This is a genomic window from Massilia aurea, assembly GCF_040790145.1.
GTDB lineage: Bacteria > Pseudomonadota > Gammaproteobacteria > Burkholderiales > Burkholderiaceae_D > Telluria > Telluria aurea_C.
The window spans coordinates 69395-88419 of record NZ_JBFMMP010000007.1 but is presented as its reverse complement, the minus strand read 5'-3'; the positions used below and the strand labels follow the sequence as shown (position 1 = coordinate 88419).

The 19025-nt window shown below is 56.9% G+C and carries 23 protein-coding genes and 1 tRNA gene; 10 read left to right on the top strand and 14 right to left on the bottom strand.

Annotated elements, in window-relative coordinates:
- Positions 1-76 precede the first annotated feature (76 nt).
- Together AB2N08_RS12615 and AB2N08_RS12610 are read left to right on the top strand one after the other, a co-directional pair.
- Positions 77-454, top strand: a complete 378-nt coding sequence (locus AB2N08_RS12615) for a hypothetical protein (RefSeq protein WP_367610994.1) — start codon at positions 77-79, stop codon at positions 452-454.
- A 411-nt stretch (positions 455-865) separates the two neighbouring features.
- Positions 866-1450 carry a recombinase family protein gene (locus AB2N08_RS12610; RefSeq protein ID WP_367610993.1) on the top strand — a complete coding sequence of 195 codons (585 nt, stop codon included), beginning with the start codon at positions 866-868 and terminating at the stop codon, positions 1448-1450.
- Positions 1451-2158: 708 nt separating this feature from the next.
- Here the strand turns inward: AB2N08_RS12610 and AB2N08_RS12605 are convergent.
- Positions 2159-2617, bottom strand: a complete 459-nt coding sequence (locus tag AB2N08_RS12605) for an antitoxin Xre/MbcA/ParS toxin-binding domain-containing protein (protein ID WP_367610992.1) — start codon at positions 2615-2617, stop codon at positions 2159-2161.
- Positions 2618-2753: 136 nt separating this feature from the next.
- Between AB2N08_RS12605 and AB2N08_RS12600 the strand changes: the two genes are divergently transcribed.
- From AB2N08_RS12600 to AB2N08_RS12585, 4 genes are all read left to right on the top strand, one after another.
- On the top strand, positions 2754-2996 hold the full coding sequence (locus AB2N08_RS12600) for a helix-turn-helix domain-containing protein (protein WP_367610991.1): 243 nt from the start codon (positions 2754-2756) through the stop codon (positions 2994-2996).
- Positions 2997-3558: 562 nt separating this feature from the next.
- Complete coding sequence (locus AB2N08_RS12595) at positions 3559-3786, top strand: DUF6471 domain-containing protein (RefSeq protein WP_367610990.1); 228 nt, start codon at positions 3559-3561, stop codon at positions 3784-3786.
- 58 nt (positions 3787-3844) lie between these two features.
- The gene (locus AB2N08_RS12590) at positions 3845-5842 is read left to right on the top strand and encodes an HsdM family class I SAM-dependent methyltransferase (protein WP_367610989.1); all 1998 of its coding nucleotides are present in this window, start codon (positions 3845-3847) and stop codon (positions 5840-5842) included.
- The gene (locus AB2N08_RS12585; RefSeq protein ID WP_367610988.1) at positions 5839-7044 is read left to right on the top strand and encodes a restriction endonuclease subunit S; all 1206 of its coding nucleotides are present in this window, start codon (positions 5839-5841) and stop codon (positions 7042-7044) included. The genes AB2N08_RS12590 and AB2N08_RS12585 overlap by 4 nt, the downstream gene beginning before the upstream one ends.
- 100 nt (positions 7045-7144) lie before the next feature.
- On the opposite strand, the gene AB2N08_RS12580 is transcribed toward AB2N08_RS12585, so the two are convergent.
- The 8 genes from AB2N08_RS12580 to petA form a co-directional block, all read right to left on the bottom strand.
- A complete protein-coding gene (locus AB2N08_RS12580; protein WP_367610987.1) occupies positions 7145-7921 on the bottom strand; it encodes a hypothetical protein in 777 nt (258 codons plus the stop codon).
- Positions 7922-7981: 60 nt separating this feature from the next.
- Positions 7982-8491 carry an ImmA/IrrE family metallo-endopeptidase gene (locus tag AB2N08_RS12575; protein ID WP_367610986.1) on the bottom strand — a complete coding sequence of 170 codons (510 nt, stop codon included), beginning with the start codon at positions 8489-8491 and terminating at the stop codon, positions 7982-7984.
- 295 nt (positions 8492-8786) lie between these two features.
- Positions 8787-8862: transfer RNA gene (locus tag AB2N08_RS12570), tRNA-Thr, on the bottom strand.
- 26 nt (positions 8863-8888) lie between these two features.
- The gene (locus AB2N08_RS12565; protein ID WP_367610985.1) at positions 8889-9398 is read right to left on the bottom strand and encodes a ClpXP protease specificity-enhancing factor; all 510 of its coding nucleotides are present in this window, start codon (positions 9396-9398) and stop codon (positions 8889-8891) included.
- 132 nt (positions 9399-9530) lie between these two features.
- Positions 9531-10142: a glutathione S-transferase N-terminal domain-containing protein gene (locus AB2N08_RS12560; protein ID WP_183554595.1), complete on the bottom strand. Its 612-nt coding sequence runs from the start codon at positions 10140-10142 to the stop codon at positions 9531-9533.
- A 98-nt stretch (positions 10143-10240) separates the two neighbouring features.
- Positions 10241-11005, bottom strand: coding sequence for a cytochrome c1 (locus tag AB2N08_RS12555; RefSeq protein ID WP_367610984.1), 765 nt, complete (start codon positions 11003-11005; stop codon positions 10241-10243).
- Positions 11006-11036: 31 nt separating this feature from the next.
- Complete coding sequence (locus AB2N08_RS12550) at positions 11037-12449, bottom strand: cytochrome b (protein ID WP_367610983.1); 1413 nt, start codon at positions 12447-12449, stop codon at positions 11037-11039.
- A gap of 2 nt (positions 12450-12451) precedes the next feature.
- Positions 12452-13066, bottom strand: coding sequence for a ubiquinol-cytochrome c reductase iron-sulfur subunit (petA, locus tag AB2N08_RS12545; protein WP_367610982.1), 615 nt, complete (start codon positions 13064-13066; stop codon positions 12452-12454).
- Between the two features lie 221 nt (positions 13067-13287).
- Between petA and mscL the strand changes: the two genes are divergently transcribed.
- The 4 genes from mscL to AB2N08_RS12525 are packed head-to-tail and all read left to right on the top strand — an operon-like array spanning position 13288 to position 15977.
- Complete coding sequence (gene mscL / locus AB2N08_RS12540; RefSeq protein ID WP_367610981.1) at positions 13288-13701, top strand: large conductance mechanosensitive channel protein MscL; 414 nt, start codon at positions 13288-13290, stop codon at positions 13699-13701.
- 38 nt (positions 13702-13739) lie between these two features.
- Positions 13740-14888 (top strand): Do family serine endopeptidase, encoded by a 1149-nt coding sequence (locus AB2N08_RS12535; RefSeq protein ID WP_367611112.1) that lies wholly within the window; start codon positions 13740-13742, stop codon positions 14886-14888.
- A gap of 28 nt (positions 14889-14916) precedes the next feature.
- Positions 14917-15612 carry a DUF2461 domain-containing protein gene (locus AB2N08_RS12530; protein ID WP_367610980.1) on the top strand — a complete coding sequence of 232 codons (696 nt, stop codon included), beginning with the start codon at positions 14917-14919 and terminating at the stop codon, positions 15610-15612.
- An 11-nt stretch (positions 15613-15623) separates the two neighbouring features.
- Positions 15624-15977, top strand: coding sequence for a hypothetical protein (locus tag AB2N08_RS12525; protein ID WP_367610979.1), 354 nt, complete (start codon positions 15624-15626; stop codon positions 15975-15977).
- Between the two features lie 73 nt (positions 15978-16050).
- Here the strand turns inward: AB2N08_RS12525 and AB2N08_RS12520 are convergent, their stop codons facing one another.
- The 5 genes from AB2N08_RS12520 to AB2N08_RS12500 all read right to left on the bottom strand — a co-directional run bounded on the left by AB2N08_RS12520 (position 16051) and on the right by AB2N08_RS12500 (position 18985).
- Positions 16051-17079 carry an NAD(P)H-dependent glycerol-3-phosphate dehydrogenase gene (locus tag AB2N08_RS12520; RefSeq protein ID WP_367610978.1) on the bottom strand — a complete coding sequence of 343 codons (1029 nt, stop codon included), beginning with the start codon at positions 17077-17079 and terminating at the stop codon, positions 16051-16053.
- Between the two features lie 17 nt (positions 17080-17096).
- Positions 17097-17558, bottom strand: coding sequence for an SH3 domain-containing protein (locus AB2N08_RS12515; protein ID WP_367610977.1), 462 nt, complete (start codon positions 17556-17558; stop codon positions 17097-17099).
- Between the two features lie 91 nt (positions 17559-17649).
- Positions 17650-18108: a protein-export chaperone SecB gene (gene secB / locus AB2N08_RS12510; RefSeq protein WP_183554579.1), complete on the bottom strand. Its 459-nt coding sequence runs from the start codon at positions 18106-18108 to the stop codon at positions 17650-17652.
- A gap of 170 nt (positions 18109-18278) precedes the next feature.
- A complete protein-coding gene (gene grxC, locus AB2N08_RS12505) occupies positions 18279-18542 on the bottom strand; it encodes a glutaredoxin 3 (protein ID WP_367610976.1) in 264 nt (87 codons plus the stop codon).
- A 41-nt stretch (positions 18543-18583) separates the two neighbouring features.
- Positions 18584-18985, bottom strand: coding sequence for a rhodanese-like domain-containing protein (locus AB2N08_RS12500; protein ID WP_367610975.1), 402 nt, complete (start codon positions 18983-18985; stop codon positions 18584-18586).
- Between the last annotated feature and the right edge of the window lie 40 nt (positions 18986-19025).

The window sequence follows — 19025 nt, the reverse complement described above, 5'->3', positions numbered from 1 at the left end:
TCTATTTAATAATGCACAATGTTTAATCCGCGCCAATCTGGAAGAGGTGGCTAGATGTGGGCGAGTACGCGCCGTCGTGATTGGCTGCTTTACACCAGAGCAGTTCGCAACGCTCAACCAGCTCAAGGTGGCGGCCCAACTGCCTCGCTTAGAAAGTCCAGAGATCGTATTCATCGGCTCCCATGTATACAAAAGCAGGGTGCAACGTGACGGCTACACGATCGATGATGTAGTTTTGCAGATTGAGCATGCCCTAGCGGCATCGGCTAAAGTGCAGTCGTCTGTAAGGATGACTGCGCTGAAGAGCACGGCTAGGAGGAAGGATGGGTATGGAAATGAAGTACTGGACGAAGCGGTGTTTGAACTGACACAGCGTAAGCCCAAGGCTGAGCTCTACTCTGTCATTCCGAAGGGAGACAACGTGCTGCCGAAGAACGTGCGTTCTGCCGCATAGAAAGACAAAAGGCCACTCAAAGAGCGGCCTCACGTCTATTGATCAGTTCGCCCGGATAACGTACTTCTGTCCGGCGCACCAACGTCTCAATGAACCAAGGTTACCACTCTTGGTTGAAAAATTCAACTGAGTTACTTAAAAGTGCGCGTCTCCAGTCAGTAGCGCGCATCCGCATCGCACAGGCTTGTCGAGTCCGCCTTGCATAGCTTGCCGTGTCTGCCCATCCTTCCCTGTGTTCTCTATGTCTTGTGCCGTCGGCGATCCTGTTCAAAATGGACCGGTTTTGAACAGTGCGTCTTCATGTCTGACTGGGATGTTCATAAAATAGTTCTTCTATTTATGAACATGTTCAAATAAAATTCTGAGGTTAATGAACATATGAGCATCGAACTGGACAGGGAAATGTAATAAATGGCAATTTTTGGATATGGTCGCGTGAGTACGAAAGAGCAGCAAAGCGAAAACCAACGTCTCGAACTTGAGCGTGCTGGGTACGACGTGAATTACTGGTATGCAGATGAGGGAGTAAGCGGTAAGGTCCCAGCATTGCAACGTGAACAGTTCCGCATCTTGCTCGGCAAGATTCGCGATCATGAGACTTTGGTCGTGACCAAACTTGATCGCCTTGGTCGGGATGCCCAGGATATCGGAGCTACGATCAAGATGTTAGCCGCGCGCCACATTGAGGTTATTGTCCTCCAACTCGGCAAGCTGGACCTGACCTCTTCGGCAGGCAAACTGATGCTAACTATGCTTGCGGCGATGGCTGAGATGGAGCGGGACCTGTTGGTCGAGCGAACGCAGGCGGGGTTGGCGCGAGCCAAAGCGCAGGGTAAGATTCTCGGCCGCCCAGCCAGCACGACAAATGAGCAGCGCACGGTGATGACCGCTCGTCATTCTGCCGGCGCATCAATTAGCGCACTCGCTAGGGATTACGACATCTCACGCGCTAGTGTGATGCGGATCGTAAAGCCTCTTGCGAGTGACGAATGCTAAGTAGATCCTAACCGCTGAATGCTACGCAATCCACTACTGGTTAGTGGGGCAAGGTTAGTGGAATAGTTAGTGCCAACGAGGCGCCGTTTAAGAAACCGGAGAAATAACTCGTAGAAAAGTGGCTCGTTGCAAGGTCTGGTTGCTTACACCTCGGTCCAGTTCGATCGATGCCTGCTGGCCCCTGCAAGCTATGCTGACAAAGTATGGATGCCTTCTCCTAACAAAAAAAATGCCTCGTTCATTTACACTCATCGCTGATCCATCAGGGTAAAGTTGTGTTCTAAATTCTCCTTCATTACCTTCCCATGGCGTGTAGGTTCCAGTCCTGAGTAGCGTGTGCTTCATTATTGTTGCTGTGCCTTAGCTAGTTTGATACCTATACGTTCCCAGTCAGACTTTGGGCGAAAATACTCACGTACATGCCAGCGAAGCCGGGCTATGAAGCTCAGGCCTGGCTCAGGCTCACGTGGCGCAGGAGGGCGGGTCATTGGTCCATGCCAGCCGCCGAGGTCTCGTGGAAATTCGTGGAAGTCGTCAGGGGAGTTCATAGGTTCTGGTGGTGTAAACGGTAACGAACGGATTTGAGTCTGGTCCCAAAGCTTGCGACGGATAATGCTCGTTACACCTAGTGAGCAGTACGTCGAATGCAAACAGTCGCGCCTCACTCGGTCTTATCTTCTGGCGGATAAAAGGAGCGCAGAAATGCCTCTACCTCATCACACCTTCGAGAGTTTGCAAGTGCTCAGCAGGCCTCCTTCGATTTAAGACCACTGCCATCGGCCTCTCAAACCACCCGTTAGCCTTCTTTTCCGAGCCAAAAACCTCCTCCGCATACCGTCGGACCTCTGCCCTTCGTTTGAGCAGCTCCAGTGGTACCGGTGGCCGTACAGCAGACAGTTTTCGCTCATCAGGCAAAAATAAAGAATCTGTAATCTGTGCAAGATCTATTAAGCCACTGACGTGCATTGTCCCAGGGAGCGCGTGCAACCTTGCAAATTCACTCGGCTCAGCGTTCCTGTCAGCAACGTTGGAGCGTTTGCCCCAAGTCTCGTTATAGAAAGCTGTTACTGCCTGCTCACTAATTTCCTCCACGGTCAATCCTAGACTCCCTTCGTCCATATCTTCTGGGTCGTTTGCAAATCTATCATCATCATTGCTAAGGGTCATGGTCTTTGCCTCGCTCAGCTAGAGAGTGGCGCTAGAGAAGAGCCTCGGGGCACTTCTGACGCTCAAACCCAGTCAAAAATCATATTGTGACGCAAAAGCGGCTGACGCAAAAGCGGCACGTTGTAAGACTGCTTCGATGCAGCCAACCACCCCTACGACGCCACCAAGCGTCCTCTCCGCCAGGAGCCTCCTTGCGAAAAATATGATCTGCCTGCGTCAAGCACGTGACTGGTCGCAAGAGCGACTTGCGCTCGAGGCTGGCCTACACCGTACATTCATCGCTCATGTGGAGCGCCATGCAAGGAACATATCTCTCGACAATCTAGAGAAAATTGCTAGGGCCTTGGACGTTGAAACCTACAGCCTGTTGCTGCCGTAGGCCGCCTGCCGCGACCGCTCACGTCGTCCCATTTGTTGGATTTGCCAAATGGGAGGATCGTCAAACGGGTAAATATCACATGTAGAAGGTCTGTTCTATACCACTCTCTCAAGTGAGGGCTGGGTTAAGTAGTGCGGCGACTCATGAGCGCAAGCGCTTGCCCATTTGTCGAATTTGCCAAATGGGGACTGGTAGCTGTGAAGAGAGCGCTAGGTTGCAGCACGGCCCGACGCTTTCGCCTAGGGCCGAGAAGCGTCTGGATGTAACGTTTGCTCGTGTTTTTGCAGACAACATTGCTCGATCAAGCGGTCGAAACGCTAAACGTAATCTGCCCACAACCCATCTGCTATCTCTTAGGTGTAGGCCTACGGTGGTACTCGTCCTTCGGACGCCAGGACTAGCCCCTCACGCAGTAAGCTAATGCACGATCTGTGTGACGACGTAGAGGAGTTGCCAACACGCCTATGAGTATCCAGCTACCCGCATACGCAAGAAAATCAATATATTTGTAGAAATTTATACGTTCGTGTAGTATTGCCTAATACTAACAATAGGGGCTGAGATGATTGCTGACGAATGGAACCGATGCTCATCAAACCTGCTTAAAGCAGAGCTGGCCCGCTCTGGCGTTGGCTATGAAGAGCTTGCAAGCCGTCTGAATTCAATCGGTGTACATGAGACCTACAAGGGTATTGCTGCGAAGATCAATCGGGGTACCTTCAGCTTCGTGTTCTTTTCTCAGTGCATGGCTGCATTGGGTGTCAAGACAGTGCGGCTGGGAGAAGAATGAGAGTCTCTCGCTTTACGAAGTTTATTAAAAAATTTACAAGATTTTAAGGGTAATATAGATGGGCAACGAGAAGGCTACCGATCAGTTCGTTCGAGAACTCTTGCGCGATATCGGAGAAACGAGACCGTGGGAGCATGATGGGGGCCCAGCTTGGAAGCGGAGCGCGCTTGCGGGAGGCTCTAAGTCGAAGACTCAAAAGGGTGAAGGCAAACCCGAATTCGTTTTCACCGTCGATGATTTTATTGTAGTTATCGAAGATAAAAAGGAAGCACGCTTTACCCGGTTCCTTGAAGACGATAAGGTAACCACTGAATTCCCATATAGGCAAGATTATGCGCTGAATGGCGCTGTGCATTACGCCCAGACGATGTTAAAAAATGGGGTGCCGTATGATAAGGGCATCTTTGCCGTTGGCATTGGCGGTGAAGAGCATCATCACGAGATCGCCGTCGCTTACGTTGAGCCTGGCCAAGTTAAGTTGCTCGACGATCTTGCAAACCTTGATGTGTTCGGTGCGGAAGCAATTAGCGAGTATTACTCAGTCTCAGTGCGCGGAAATAAGTCACGGGCAGAGATTCGGCTTGATACTGTAAAGGCAGCTGCTTCGCGTTTGCATGAAGGGATGCGCAACTTCGGGTCGGTTGAAAACGATCGAAAGGCGCCTCTCGTATCCGCAATTTTGCTAGCTCTGGAGAAGCCAGGATTCGTCATCGACGAGCTAAAGGGCTCATACCACGAGAAATTGCCGGACGACTGGGACGGTGCAAAGATCTATAAAGCAGCCAATGCGTATATGGTCTCGAAGGGTTTCGGTCCGCAGCAGAAGATCGGCACATTGCTTGATCAGTTCGCGTTCATTGAAAAATCACCCGCTTTAAATCGCGTACATCCTGAGTTGGGGATGACCCCACTCAAGCATTTTGCAAAAATCCTCAAAGACGATGTGCAGAAGGTCGTCACAGATCCATCAATGAGTTCATTTGACGTACTCGGGAACTTCTACCACGAGTTTATCTCGTATGGCGGCGGCGACGGTAATACACTCGGCATTGTGCTTACTCCAGATCACGTCACATCGCTCATGACTGAGCTTATTGATGTTGGCGCTGCGGACTGGGTTTTAGACCCGACGGCTGGTACCGCATCGTTCCTTATCACTGCAATGCACCGCATGTTCAAAGATGCTGGGGACGACGAAGCGATAAGGGAGGACATTCGCAAGAATCGGCTCTACGGTATCGAACTACAAGACAAACTGTTTGCTATCGGTGCTACGAATATGATTCTGCGCGGCGACGGTAAGGCGAACTTCCGTCGCGACTCGATCTTTGAAGCTCCCTTACACGAAATGCGGGGTGACACAAAGGGGCCAGGAGATAGTTGGACCAGAGACGGTCACGGCTTCACAAAGGTACTGCTGAATCCGCCATACTCGCAAGCGAAGGACAAGACAACGCGTCACCTATCTGAGCTGGCTTTTATTTCAAAAGCGTTAGAGTTTCTGAACCCCGGTGGTCGTCTCGCAGCGATTGTTCCGCAATCGACCATGGTAGGGAAGACAAAGGAGGACAAGGACCGAAAAGTGGCGCTCCTGAAGAAGCACACGCTCGATGCAGTCATTACGATGAATGGCGAGACATTTGCGGATTCAGGAGTTGGAGTCCATCCAGTAATTGCGCTATTCACCGCATGGCGGCCACACGCGGCAGATGCGAAAGTAAAATTTGTCAACTTCCAGCGCGACGGCTACAAGGTAAAAATGCATCGAGGACTCACTGACGACGGCACGGCGGCTTCGCGACGCAAGCACCTGCTTGAAGTGTTACGCGGTGAGGCGGTCGATGACACCCGGTTTATCGTCCGTTCCGAAATCACGGCGCAGGATGAATGGCAGCACTCGTATTTTTACTTCAATGACCAGCCTCCAACTGTCGAGGACTTTATGGCAACAGTCGCGGACTACCTTTCGTGGCAGGTCGATATGCACGCCCATGGCAAAGGCGCCCTCATCACGCCTAAAGAGAAGAAGCTACAGCCGGCAGGAGCAGACGCTTGAGCACATTCGATGAGCTGACCTTTGCCCCGGTGTACGTGGTCGATGTCGATAAGAAGCAATCTGGGCTGTTCCGCGCTCATAAGGGTAAGCGGTTGATCGCAGCGCATAGAAAAATTGGAACGACTCCGTTTGTCGGCGCATCCAGAGTAAACAACAGCATTACTGATTTCGCAGCTACTCCAGTATTGTTTCCAGGGGGCTGGGTTACCTTGATTTATAACGGTGACGGCGGAACTGGGCACGCAAGATTCCAGCCAGCTCCGTTCAGCGCCTCGGACGACGTCATTGCGCTTGAACCGCTGTCCGATCAGGCTACCGAGCCGGCCCTGCTGTTAATTGCGAGCATGCTTACGCAACAATGTGTACCGAAGTTCGGTTTCGGCTACAAGCTTACGCTGACTCGACTTAACCGTCAAAAAATCATGGCTCCTGTGACTACTAACGCGGAGGGCAAGCAGGTTGTTGATTGGGAGGGACTAACACGCCTCGGCGCAGAATTGCTGGCAAACGCAAAAAATCGAGTGAGACTTGTTCGGAAGTTGACCTCGATCGACGATACCGTAGTGCCAGAGTTGGTGTATGCGCCAGTACTCATTACGGATGTGTTTGAGACTATGCGCGCAGCTGGAAAGTGGTTCGATCTCAGTAAAGCGATCCTATCTGGTAATCCATCGGTTCCATATGTGGCGCGTTCGGGTGGCGGAAACGGAATCGGAGCATTTCTGCCGCACCAAAGGTTCGATCCGCCTAATGCTGCGAACGCGATCACAATCGGAGTTTCAACATCTACAGTGTTTTATCAGCCGGCGGCTTTCTATACGAGCAAAGAAATCCAGGTGCTGCGACATCCTCGACTTTCTGCCGACAATGGAGCAATTCTCGTTGCGCTGCTCCGAGAACAGATGAGCAAGTTCCAGTGGGGAAACGGGGCATCTTTGGAGCGACTTAAGGCTACCCGCATTATGGTGCCTGTGAAAACAGACGTTAACGGTGAGCAAGTCGTAGATTGGGAGGGTATGAGTCGTTTTGGACGAGCGCTACGTTTCAAAGCCGAAAACGCTATGAATGTCACACTCGAAGATCCTGTTCGAGCTTGTCCTATCGCCACTGGGCCCTGCCCAGCCGAGGGATCCAGTTCTGAAGAAACTGCAAATCTGACGGATAGTCTCGAGCAGGGCGAGAAGAAACGAGCTACGATTTAGAATGAGATTTGGCTGAAAGGATTTATTCGGCGTTGCCATCCTGGGTGGCGGCAACGCAGCCTTTCAACTAACAGTTAGACCTTGTTGGATTGCACAAACACTATTTCCACGCTGCCTTAACTGACTCAATCAAAGACTTAAGAGCTTCAAGAAGGGGAACCGGAGATGTATCGTTTTTCTCCGCCAAGTTGTATCCACTGTTAGGGTGGGGAGAAAAAGCCGCTTTCAACATAGTTCCTAAAATCACGATAACAGCTACAGTGAGGATGGATACTAAGGCAACCAACGGGACCATTGAGTCACGTATCTCGCCGTAGATTTTAGCTTCTACTTTGATTGGTTCAGCTTCTTTAGCCACAGCGTCTTCGCTATCGGTCTTCGCGTTAATAGCCTTTGCATCCTTATCGGAAGCAGGAGAAGGCTTTTCCAATTTAGAAGAAATGCCAGCTTTTTCAGCCTGCTTTGAAGCAACTTCGTTAACTTTTCCCCGTAGTTCCACAGCTACAAATTTCGCGATATTGTCTGGCTTTAATGCTTGGTGAAATGCCACGCCCAGCGTGAAGACGACCCCAATCAGGCACACCGTAAACGCCCCTAGCACAAATAATGCCGCTATAACAATTGGGCGTCTTTGGGCGCGCCGTGATATCTGGTCAGTAATCCCGTCGTTTAAAAGGTTTCCGTGAAAGGGCGGCAATGGGCGACTATCACCTGGCTCAGCTGTTGCTGAGTTTGGTTGCGAACCGAGCTCTGTCCTTAGCTGGCTTGCTTGAGGTGGATTAACACTTCCATTTAGTGTGTTACTTGGGTCTGGAGAATGGTTTTCCAGGGACTGAGGCGAAGAAGGCGCGTCTGCCGTCGAGGATTGAAAACTCAATATTTTTCCTGAGCTAATTTAAGTAGCGACTGCTTCTGCCGAGTTAAAACATATTTCCGGTTATCGGAGCAATCCTAAGTTAATCAAGCGATAACCCATCGCGTCCTTGGAGACACCAAAAATGTTAGCCAGAGCTTCAATGCTGCTTGCAACGCCATTTTGGAAGTACTGAGTCACCAAAGAAGACGGCATAAGCAGTTCGGCGGCAAATCTATTTGCCTGCCGCTCGCGCTGGTCACCACTCGACTGAAAGTTACCTGTATCTCTTGGTGCATCCTCATGCCCAAGAGCGAAGTGTCCTAGCTCGTGTGCAACCGTAAACCGCTGGCGTACTGGAGGCTCGGAAACGTTATATTCGATAGACGGTCGGCCATTAAGCGTTTTGTAATACCCGCTATACGAGTAATCCATGTCATCCCAGCCTCCACGTCCGTAGACAGAAATACCAGCTATGGTGGCAATCTTGACTGGATCGATTGGTAATTGGCCATCCCAGTATCTGGACAGCAACTCTCGAGCTGCTCCCTCTGCTCCCAAGAAGGCAAACGGGCTGCTGGATAGATGTCCCACGGTTCCCTCCTTCATGATGTGCGGTGAAAATTTCTACTGTACGTTTTTACAGTACTAAGCCTTGATTTTAACAGCGTCACTCCTTTTGGAGCAACCGAGACTTGCGCGCTCCTCAGGCGTACTACATGCGACTTGTGCGTTATCACGAGTGACATGTCAATTATAGGAAAAGCCACAACAAATAGGAACTCGCCTAGTCGGGTTACATGGCGCTTACATGACCGTGGGTAAAACTCAAAAGAGGAAAAGGGTTACATGAATAAATCGCGTAACCCTTTGTTTTATTGCATATTTTTGGTGCCGACTATCCGAATCGAACGGATCACCTGATGATTACAAATCAACTGCTCTACCAAATGAGCTAAGCCGGCGTGATCTTTAGAGCAAGAATTATACGCTATTTGATGCGCGTGAGGGTCGGTCGTCCACCCTTCTTCGGTGGCTCATCGTCACCGCCCGAGGGCGCTGGCGCAGACACTTCCGTATCCGGCACCACTGGCGAATCCACGCCTTTTGATGGCACCGCCGACAGCGACGGCCCCGCAGGTGCAGTCCCCACTCCAGGTGACGAATCATCTGATGAAGCATCAGGCAACGCCCCCACCTCGAACGCCATTCCCTGACCATTCTCATTGGCATAAATCGCCAACACATTGTGCACAGGGATGTAGATCTCGCGCGAGACGCCATTGAAGCGTGCCCGGAAGTGGACCGCGTCGTTGTCCATTTTCAACGCCGACGTAGCGCCGAAGCTGATGTTCAGGATGATCTCGCCCTTGCGGACGTATTCCATCGGCACCGTCGTCGATCCATCGACCTTGACTGCGAGATAAGGCGTGAAGCCACTGTCCGTACACCATTCGTAGATGGCGCGCAGCAGGTAGGGTTTGGTGGAGATGTCTGACATGGTGGTGGTGTCTAGCAATACGGGCAAAACGGGTGTTCGCGCCAGTCTATCGGATTCGCCCGAAGAACGTCCAGTTTCGGCGCGTCAGGTGCGGGTGCAGAAAGGGACGGGAATAATCCCGCCCAATGTCGATCAACGACGCATCACTTTCTCGGACGGGGTCAACGCCTCGATATAAGCAGGGCGCGAGAAGATACGCTCGGCGTACTTCATCAGCGGTGCAGCGGTCTTCGACAGTTCGATGCCGTAGTGGTCCAGGCGCCAGAGCAGCGGGGCAATGGCCACGTCGAGCATCGAGAACTCGTCACCCAGCATGTACTTGTTCTTCAGGAACAGCGGCGCCAGCGTGGTCAGGCGGTCGCGGATTTCGGTCCGGGCCTTGTCGTGGATCTTGTCGTTCGACTTGTTGCGCTCGCTTTCCAGCGTGTGCACGTGGACGAACAGCTCTTTTTCGAAGTTGAACAGCATCAGTCGGGCACGGGCGCGCATCAACGGGTCGGCCGGCATCAGTTGCGGATGCGGGAAGCGCTCGTCGATGTACTCGTTGATGATGTTCGATTCGTACAGGATCAGTTCGCGCTCGACCAGGATTGGCACCTGGCCGTACGGGTTCATCGTCGAAATATCTTCCGGCTTGTTGAACAGGTCAACGTCGCGCACTTCGAAGTCCATGCCCTTTTCGAACAGGACGAGGCGGCAGCGTTGGGAGAACGGGCACGTGGTGCCGGAGTAGAGAACCATCATGGTTTATAGTTCCTTAAGAAACAAAGGGGTGTAGCGCCGAGCACTCACCCCAGAGAAATGATTGCCCGTATTATAGCCAACCGAGCAACGAAAGCGAATTACTTCACTTCTTTCCAGTACGATTCGTTCAATCGCCAGGCCAAAAAGGCGAAAATCGTCAGGAATAACAGCACAAACGCACCCAATCGCTTTCGCGTGGCCTGGGCCGGTTCGGCCATCCAGACCATGTAGGCGACCAGATCCGCCGTGGCGGTGTTGAAATCCTGCTGGCTCATGGTGCCCGGGCTCACTTGCTCAAAGCCGGCGAAGGTGTGGACCGTTTTGCCGGCCTCGTGCGGATCGGGCTGGTCGGTGAACTTCGCCGTGCGGATTCCCTGCTGCAGCCACATGGCGTGCGGCATCGCGACATTCGGCACCACCATATTGTTCCAGCCGGTCGGCCGGGTCTCGTCCTGGTAGAACGTGCGCAGATAGGTGTACAGGTAGTCGGCACCGGTGCCGGCCGGCGAGGCCTTGGCGCGCGCGATCACCGACAAATCGGGCGGCACCGCGCCGAACCAGGCCGCGGCATCTTTCGGACGCATCGCCGTCGTCATCATGTCGCCGACCTTGTCGGCAGAAAACAACAGATTCTGGCGGATCTGGTCGTCCGACAAGCCCAGGTCGCGCAGGCGGTTGTAACGCATCGACGTGGCCGAATGGCAGTTGAGGCAATGGTTCACAAACAATTTGGCGCCGTTCTGCAACGACCCCAGGTCGCCGCGCTCGGGGGCGCGGTCGAGCGGGAAGGTGCCCTCGGCGGCGAAGGCCAAGCCAGGCGCCAGCGCCAGGATGGCGATCAGTTTTTTCACAAGCAATGTCATGGGATGTCCTTGTGCGCGTGTCCGTGGGCAATCAGTGCGGGGTGAAGGTGACACGGGTCGGCACCGGCTTGAAGGCGCCCATCGTGCTCCACCACGGCATCAGCAGGAAGAACCCGAAGTACGCCAGCGTGCACACCTGCGAGATCAGGGTGAAGGCGGCGGTCGGCAGTTGCGTGCCCAGGTAGCCCAGCGTGACGAACACGAGCGCGAAGATCGCATATACCCACTTGTGCCAGTCCGGACGGTAGCGCAGCGAGCGGGCCGGCGAGTGGTCGAGCCACGGCATGCCGGCGATGATCATCACCGACGAGCCGAACAGCACCACGCCCCAGAACTTGGCATCGAGCACTTGCGGCAGCATGCCGATGATCAGCACTAGGCCGATCGCGGCGATGATGGCCTTGGTGATGAAGGCCAGGCGCGACTTGAACCAGATGAACACGACGTAGGCGGCGACCGCGGCCATCAGCACGTACATGAAGTCGGCCGTGGTGGCGCGCAGCACCGAGTAGAACGGCGTGAAGTACCAGGTCGGCGCGATGTGCGACGGGGTCTTCATCGAGTCGGCTGGCAAGAAGTTGTTGTACTCGAGGAAGTAGCCGCCCATTTCGGGTGCGAAGAACACGACCGCCGAGAACAGCAGCAGGAACACGGTCACGCCGAACAGATCCTTGGTGGTGTAGTACGGATGCGACGGGATCGCGTCGAGCGGGTAGCCGTCCGGGCCGATATGGTCGTTGACTTCGATGCCGTCCGGATTGTTCGAGCCGACCTCGTGAAGCGCGGTCAGGTGGGCGACGACCAGGCCGATGATGACCAGGGGCAGGGCGATCACGTGGAAGGCGAAGAAGCGGTTCAGCGTGGCGTCCGACACCACGTAGTCACCGCGGATCCACAGCGACAGGTCGGCGCCGATCACGGGAATCGCGCCGAACAGGTTGACGATCACTTGTGCGCCCCAGTACGACATTTGACCCCACGGCAGCAGGTAGCCGAAGAACGCCTCGGCCATCAGGCACAAGAAGATGCCGAAGCCGAACAGCCAGACCAGCTCGCGTGGCTTGCGGTACGAGCCGTACATCAGGCCGCGCGCCATGTGCAGGTAGACGACGATGAAGAAGGCCGAGGCGCCAGTCGAGTGCATATAGCGCACCAGCCAGCCCCATGGCACTTCGCGCATGATGTACTCGACCGAGCCGAACGCCAGCGCCGCGTCGGGCTTGTAGTGCATTGTGAGGAAAATGCCGGTGACGATCTGCAGCACCAGCACGAGGGCCGAGAGCGAGCCGAACAGATACCAGACGTTGAAATTCTTGGGCGCGCGGTACTGGCCCCACTGATCGTTCCACAGCTTGGTGGCCGGAAAGCGGTCATCGACCCAGGCCAGCGCTTTTTCGGCTGCCGGTGCATCGGCCGGCAGCTTTGTCTCCTTGAACGCGCCCATGGTTATGCCTCGCCTTTCTCGTCTTTGCCGATCACGATCTTGCTGTCGGACAGATACATGTACGGGGGGACATCCATATTCGTCGGCGCCGGCTTGTTTTTAAACACGCGCGCGGACAAATCGAAGGTCGAACCATGGCATGGGCACAAGAAGCCGCCCGGCCAGTTGTCGGGCAGGTTCGGCTGCGGCCCGGCCGCCAGGCGCGAGGAAGGCGAGCAGCCCAGGTGCGAGCAGATGCCCACCGTGACCAGCACTTCCTTGTGTTCGACGCGCGAGCGGTGGGGGTTCTTGCAGTATTCCGGCATGTCGAGCTGGAATATCTTTTCGGAGGCGGGGTCGGCCAGTTCGCCCTGGTCCTTGTCGAGCGTGGCCATCATGGCGGGGGTGCGGCGCAAGATCCAGACCGGCTTGCCGCGCCATTCGACGACTTTCATCTCGCCGGGGGCGACGTCGCCGATATCGACTTCAACCGGCGCGCCGGCCGCTTTGGCGCGCTCGGATGGCTGGAAGGTGCTGACCAGGGCTCCCGCCGTGGCCACGCCGACGACGCCGCCTGCGGCGCATGTCGCGACCAGCAAGCCCCGTCGACCAGGATCGACCTGCTTTTGAGTACTCATACCAACCCCACTCCGTGAATATACGAATTATAAGAATTAATACCGAGCTTCCAGCATGCAAAATTATATGTGAACGGCAACACGTGTAGAAAAAATATTGTCTCGTCTACACGCCTTGCTGGCGTGGTCTTTTGCACCATGGCGGCGCCCGGGTGAAACCGCCCTCAATATGCATCGGGTATCATGCAAACTCTTATTTCAACAACAATGAGGGCGCGATCATGGCGATGATGGAAGAGTTCAAGAAATTTGCAGTACGCGGCAATGTGATGGACCTCGCCGTCGGCGTGATCATCGGCGGCGCGTTCGGCCGCATCGTCGATTCGCTGGTCAAGGATGTCATCATGCCGCCGATCGGCGCCCTGTTCGGTGGCCTGGATTTCGCCAATTATTACATTCCCCTCAATAACCAAGGTTATAGCCTACCTTTGGCCGAGGCGCAAAAGGCGGGTGCGGTGATTGCATACGGAAATTTTGTGACGATCCTGCTGAACTTTATCATTCTGGCATTCATCATCTTCCAGATGGTGCGCATCATGAACCGCCTGCGCGGCCCGATCGAAGCGCCAAAACCGGCCGCCACACCAGAAGATGTGCTGCTGCTGCGCGAGATTCGCGACTCGCTTAAAAAGTGAGCCATGACATCGTCCGCGACTTGAGGCGCCCGCACCCGCTGCGGCGCTACTGGCTGCTGTTTGCGCAAGCGGTGACGATTGCGCTGGCTGCCTGGATGGTCGTGGCCGCTGTCCGTCCGGGCTGGCTCGAGCAGAAGCCCACGCAAGTGCAGGTGGGCGCACCCGGCAAGTCGGTGCCGATGCTGCAGGCGCCGCCCCGGGCCGCAACAGGCAGTTATCGCGATGCGGCTGCCAAGGCGATGCCGTCGGTGGTCAATATCTATACCAGCAAGGCGTCGCGCGAGGCGCATCCGCTGCTGAAAGACCCGCTGTTTCGCCGCTTCTTCGGCGGCCGCGCGCCGCAGGACGAGCAACTGGCCAGCCTTGGCTCGGGCGTCATCGTCAGCAGCGACGGCTATATCGTCACCAACTTTCACGTGATCGATGGCGCCGATGCCATCGAGGTCGGCCTGGCCGACGGGCGCAAGGCCGCAGCCACGCTGGTCGGCACCGATCCCGAAACCGACCTGGCCGTGATCCGCATCAGGGAAGGCAAGTTGCCGGTGATGGTGCTGGGCGACCCGGAGCAGGCGCGCGTGGGCGATGTCGTGCTGGCCATCGGCAATCCGTTCGGTGTCGGGCAAACCGTCACGATGGGCATCATCTCGGCGCTCGGGCGCAACAACCTGCACATCAACCACGTCGAGAATTTCATCCAGACCGATGCCGCGATCAACTTCGGCAACTCGGGCGGCGCGCTGGTCGATACCAATGGCCACCTGCTTGGCATCAATTCGGCGATTTATTCGCAGACCGGCGGCTCGGTCGGCATTGGCTTTGCCATTCCCGTGTCCACCGCCAAGAGCGTGCTGGACGCCATCGTCAAGAACGGCCACGTGGTGCGCGGCTGGATCGGCATCGAGTCGCAGGACATCACGCCCGAGATGGCCGACAGCTTTGGCCTGCCAAAAAGCAGCGGCGCCATCATCGCCGGCGTCGTGCGTGGCGGGCCGGCCGCGCGCGCCGGCATTCAGCCGGGCGACATCCTGGTGGCAGTTGCTGGTAAAAAAGTGCTTGATACGAACGAGATGCTCAAGCTGATCGCCCAGCTCGAACCGGGCGCGTCCGTCCCGATGACGATCCTGCGCCAGCAGCGCGAAACGACGATCGACGTCAAGGTTGGTCGCCGTCCACGCCAGGCACCCTGAACTTTTTGATTTCTATTTTCGGACCCACATGCACCTGCGCGACCTGACGCAATACCTGAACGAACTCACCGAGAGCAACAACCGCCCGTGGTTCATCATGAACAAGCCGCGCTACGACATCCTGCGCGAAGAATTCCACGACGTCGTCACTGAACTGATCCGCGCCATCACGGCCTTCGACAAGCAGGTGGCGGCCTGCAACCCGAAGAAGGCGATGTTTCGCATCAACCGCGATATCCGCTTTTCAAAAAACAAGACGCCGTACAAGACGCGCTTCTCGGCCGGCATCACGCCGAACGACAAGCGCCGCCCCAGTGCCGGCGGCGGCTCGACCTATTATTTCCAGATCGACGCCAGCGGCAAGCTCGGTTTTGGCGTCGGCGAATACCTGCCGCCACCGCCGCGCCTGAAAGCGATCCGCGAGCACGTGGTCAACGATGCGACGGGTTTTGCCAAAATGTTGAAGAATAAGCATCTCCGCGCCACCTATGGTGACCTCCTGGAAGAGGACAAGTTGCAGCGTCCACCAAAGGGTTTCGATGCGGATCATCCGCATGTCGAGTACCTGAAGCTGAAAAGCTTTTTCGTGTGGACCGAAGTCGATCTGGCGCTGAACGCACCAGAGAAACTGGTGCCGCAACTGGCGCAGGGATTCAAGGATGCGTTTGCGCTGGTCACCTGGCTGCGCAGCGTCCCGGAACAACACGACGAACACGACGAATAGAGGAGGGCGACATGGCCTTGCATCACGCTACATCCGGCGAGAAAATCGCATTGCAACGCGGCGACGACGACATCGCCCATTTCACCTCGGTGGCCCTGGTCAAGACCGAGCATATGGAACTGATCCGGCTGGTGCTGCCGGTGGAACGGCCCATTCCCGAACACCGGGTCGATGGCGAAGTGACGGTGCTGTGCCTGGAAGGCGAGATCGCCGTCGATGCGCATGGCGCAACGACGTCGCTGCTGCCGAACGAGATGGTGTATCTGGCCGGTGGCGTGCCGCACACGGTGCGCGCCGTGAAGGATGCGGTGGCGTTGATGACGATTTTGATGGGGCCGGAACGGTCGGGTGGGCCAACCGGCTGAGGTTTTACGGTTGCGGCGTGCACATTGACTTGGGTTCCCGCGAAGGCGGGAACCCAAGTCCGCCGCCCAGCCCCTACGCCACTTCAATCCGCGGATCCCGCGCCAGCAACCCCGCCGCCGTGTGCGCGGCATCCACCCCATCGAACAGCACGCCCGCCACCGCCTCGGTAATCGGCATATCCACGCCCATCTTGCGCGCCAGTTCACGCACCGCCTTCGCACACGGCACGCCTTCGGCCACGTGGCCCAGTTCGGCCACGATGGTCGCCAGTGCCTTGCCTTCGGCCAGCGCCAGCCCCACGCGCCGGTTGCGCGACAGGTCACCCGTGCAGGTCAGGATCAGATCGCCCATGCCACTGAGGCCCATGAACGTGCCCGGCTGCGCGCCCAGCGCCAGCCCCAGGCGCGTGATTTCGGCCAGCCCGCGCGTGATCAGGGCGGCGCGGGCATTCAGGCCCAGCCCCAGACCATCGGACGTGCCGGTGGCAATCGCCATCACGTTCTTGACCGCGCCACCGACTTCCACGCCGACGACGTCGTCGCACGAATACACGCGCAGATTGTCGCCATGCGCCAGCGCGACCACGCGTTCGCGCAGCGCGCGCGAGCTCGACGCCACGGTCAGCGCGCATGGCAGCCCGCGCGCCACTTCTTGCGCGAACGACGGGCCGGACAGCGCCGCGCCGGGCACGGCGTCGCCCAGCACTTGCGCCACCACCTGGTGCGGCAGCAGGGCGGTGCCGGCTTCAAAACCCTTGCACAGCCAGACCACGTTCGGAATCGGCCGGCCGCGCAATTGTTCGAGCAGCGGGCGCAGGCCGGCCACCGGGCAAGCCAGGATCAGCAGCGGCGTGTCGTCCGGTGCGGTCGTGGCGACATGGGCCAGTGCGGCGTCGAAGTCGGCGCTCACGCGCAACGCTGCCGGCAGCGGATGGCCCGGCAGATACGCCAGGTTGTCGCGCGCGGCGTCGATATCGCGCATCTGCTGGGGATTGCGGCCCCATAGCAGCACGTCGTGGCGCGCCGCCAGGGCAATGGCAACGGCGGTGCCCCAGGCGCCGGCGCCGAGGACAGTGATTTTGTTGAGGTTTTGCTGTTGCATGGAACTCCTGCAGTGGATTACAGACCCCAGATGTCGGAGACCTTGATATAGCCATCGATGCCGTCGCGGTGGCGCACGTGCGCCCAGACGACGGCAGTCGGATCGCTCAGTGCCAGCACGACGCCCTTGTCGGCCGTCATCAGGACAGCGGAGTACTCATCGGGACCGGCATGCATGCGCGCGCCGGGTGTTTTCACCAGCACATTGCGCTGCGCCTGGAGGCCCTTGGCCTGGGTCCAGGCCACGTCGCCGTTCATGTCGCGCACCTTGACCCAGTCGCCATAGGTCAGCATGACTTGCAACGGCATGCCGGGCGGCGCGACATAGAGTTTGTTTCCCTTGGCCGATGGCGTCGCGTAGAGAATCGCGGGGACCTTGCCAACTGTCTTGAAATCAAACGCCAATGCGCTCGGGGCGACCAGCAATGCGGCGCATGAGGCAATGAGCGGGAGGCCGGCAAGACGGCGGGACGGGAACATGGCGGGCCTGGATGGTGGGTGAAACCGGGACGCCGGACATCTGGCACGAACGCGGCGCGGTGCCGCGTTCGTCGGGTACGACTGTTGCTGCTTAGTTCGACGGCGCTGCTGCGGCTTCGGCCATGGCCTGGGCGCGCTGCTGGTAGAAGGCTTCGAAGTTGATCTCGGCCAGGTGCACTGGCGGGAAGCCGGCACGGCTGATCACGTCGGCGATGTTCGCGCGCAGGTATGGATAGATGATGTTCGGGCAGCCGATGCCCAGCAGTGGATCCATCTGGTCAGCCGGGATGTTACGGGCTTCGAAGATACCAGCCTGCTTGCCTTCGACCAGGAACGCAACCTTGTCCTTGACCTTGGCGGTGACGGTGATCGTCACGGTCGACTCGTAGATGCCTTCGGCGATGCTTTCAGCACCCACGTCGAGCGACACTTCGATCGCTGGCGCTTCTTGCTCCAGGAAGATCGATGGCGAGTTCGGTTGCTCCAGCGACATGTCTTTCAGGTAGACGCGTTGGATTTGGAATACTGGTTGCAGAGTTTCGTCGGACATGGAACGCTTTCTAATAATAGTGGGAAGTGGCGGGCCACTCCGGTTGCCTGGTCGAGCGCGACGTCGTGAACGTGCCGTCGGATCGATCACGACGGCAATTGTAGCAAAATCAACTTGCCAGCAATAGCAGTCTTGCCGCCGACGGCCACGCCAAACGATGCGCCTACAGCTTACTCGCCCTTGAGCAGCGGGTCCAGGCGTCCTGCCTGGTCCAGCGCATACAATTCGTCGAAACCGCCGACGTGGGTGTCGCCAATATAGATCTGCGGAACCGTGCGGCGGCCGGTGCGCTGCATCATGACCTGGCGCTGCTCGGGATCCAGGTCGACCCGGATGCCTTCGATGTCGGTGACGCCCTTGGCTTCGAGCAGGCGCTCGGCGCGCACGCAGTAAGGGCAGGATGCGGTGTGGTACAAAACGACGTGAGCTGCCATGATGAATCCTTTCGTGTGCCCGATCGAGTCGATGGGGCGGTTTATTTGGTGAGCGGCAGGCCTGCAGCCTTCCAGGCCGCCAGGCCGCCTTCCAGGCTGTGAACGTCCTCGAAACCGGCGGCCTGCAACTGGCGCGCCGCCTTGTCGCTGCGGGCGCCGGTCTGGCAGACCATGACGACAGTGCGAGTTTTCGACTTGTCCAGTTCGCCGATGCGTGCACTCAAGTCTGCCAGCGGGATGTGTTTCGCGTCGCGCAGGTGACCGGCAGCAAATTCTTCGCTGCTGCGCACGTCGACGATCGTGGTCTTGCCGCGGTTGATCATCTGCGTCACTTGCAGCGGCGTCGCACGCTTTCCGCGCGGCGCCAGGGCTGGCCATAGCAGCGCGCCGCCGGCAAGAATGGCGATCGCCACGAGGAAAATATTATCGATAATGAATTTCACAAGGGTTCCGATTGGTTGAACTGAATCGGGGCATTATAAA